A 1,545-nucleotide genomic window follows, 5' to 3' on the forward strand; every position below is an offset into this window, starting at 1 on the left:
ACGGGTACTTCACCGGCATCACCGGCTGCTTGTGCCAACTCCACAGCCCTAGTCATCCAGCGTTTGTGAATAAAATAAGTAGTATCACTAATAGACAATGGCTCAGTTTTAGAATTCACGTCATACCTACGTAACAGAAAAACTTAAGATCGAGAAAGAAAGTTACATTACAGCTTAATAGAAAGTCATTTTTAATTATGGACACCACGACGATCACCACTGAAATTGTTGAGCTGTTGTGCCGCATTAGCCGGCAAAAGCTGCGCGAACAAGATATCACTCCTTTGGTAGTGTTTGTGACTGCTCTAATTTCCATCCTGCGCGGAGTGATGATTATTGACAGGACGATCGCAGTTGAAGAAGAAGAACGGCTACAAAAGACTCTCAAAGCCTTTGCTAGCGGCGACCGCGATCGGGTAGAACTAATTCAGCGCCTTGTCAAAGGAATCTCCAAACAGCAGGTTTACTTCAACCCCACAGAATTGCTAACCCTGACAGCTTTGTTCTCAGAATCTGAAAAACTGTTGCTCATCGGTTCCGGCTACGAAATGTCAGCCGCAGACGGACACATCGATATGCGGGAGCAAATGTACTTACAGTCGATCGCAAATCGGCTCGGCCTCGACTCCAGACACATTGCAGTCATAGACACTTTATTTACTAAAGAAGGAACCCTCGACTCAGAAGCTTTTGCCGAAGTTCAAGCTTTACTCGATCCCAGCGAATTCGAGTCCCGCGATCCGGTATTTGGCAAAGCAGCAAAGCACTTGCTGGGTATTTTACTCCGCAAATAATCCAGCGCATATAAATTTTGGGGCAGTCAAAGTAGTGAGAGAGGAGTTCGAGGATTTGACGCTGTTTCCAATTGAGATGGGAATTGGGCGATCTTACCCTCAAAAACCGGGTTGTTTAACCCCTACCCAGAGCGCTGCACGGCGTATGTTGATCAAAAGCCTGGTTTCTGCCTAAGTCCCGCTTTATTTTTTGGGCAAGAGTCGATCGACCCTTGTATCCCATTGAACCGAATGCCTCTAAAATCTAAAAACGACTTGTCGCTGCCTTGATTGACTCAGCTCAATCTCAAATCTCAAATCGATTGATTATGCAAATTGAATGGCAAACTGCCAAAACCTACGAAGACATTCTCTATCACAAAAGCGGCGGCACCGCCAAAATTACCATCAATCGACCTCACAAACGGAACGCTTTCCGTCCCAAAACCGTGCTGGAACTGTGCGATGCCTTTACTGATGCCCGCGAAGACACAAAAATCGGCGTTGTCCTGTTCACCGGTGCGGGGCCTCATACAGACGGCAAATACGCCTTTTGCGCCGGCGGCGACCAAAGCGTGCGGGGTTCGGCGGGATATGTAGACGAAGGTGGCATACCGCGCTTGAACGTGCTCGACTTGCAGAAGTTGATTCGATCTATGCCCAAAGTTGTAATTGCTTTAGTGGCAGGCTACGCAATTGGAGGCGGTCACGTTCTGCACTTAATTTGCGACTTGACGATCGCTGCTGACAATGCTATTTTCGGACAGACCGG

The 1,545-nt window shown here is 47.6% G+C and carries 2 protein-coding genes; both read left to right on the forward strand.

Features of this window, described 5'->3' with window-relative positions:
• Window positions 1-197 precede the first annotated feature (197 nt).
• Window positions 198-794 carry a TerB family tellurite resistance protein gene (locus QUA45_RS27745; RefSeq protein ID WP_333223068.1) on the forward strand — a complete coding sequence of 199 codons (597 nt, stop codon included), beginning with the start codon at window positions 198-200 and terminating at the stop codon, window positions 792-794.
• A 308-nt stretch (window positions 795-1,102) separates the two neighbouring features.
• Window positions 1,103-1,545 (forward strand): enoyl-CoA hydratase-related protein (locus QUA45_RS27750; RefSeq protein WP_333223070.1); only part of this gene is annotated, 443 nt, incomplete at its 3' end.

The sequence above is a fragment of the Microcoleus sp. Pol12A5 genome (assembly GCF_036701435.1).
Classification (GTDB): domain Bacteria; phylum Cyanobacteriota; class Cyanobacteriia; order Cyanobacteriales; family Microcoleaceae; genus Microcoleus.

What these genes read in the sequence shown, in the direction of transcription:
- QUA45_RS27745 (WP_333223068.1), top strand. Translation starts at nt 198, where the DNA reads ATGGACACCACGACGATCACCACTGAAATTGTTGAGCTGTTGTGCCGC.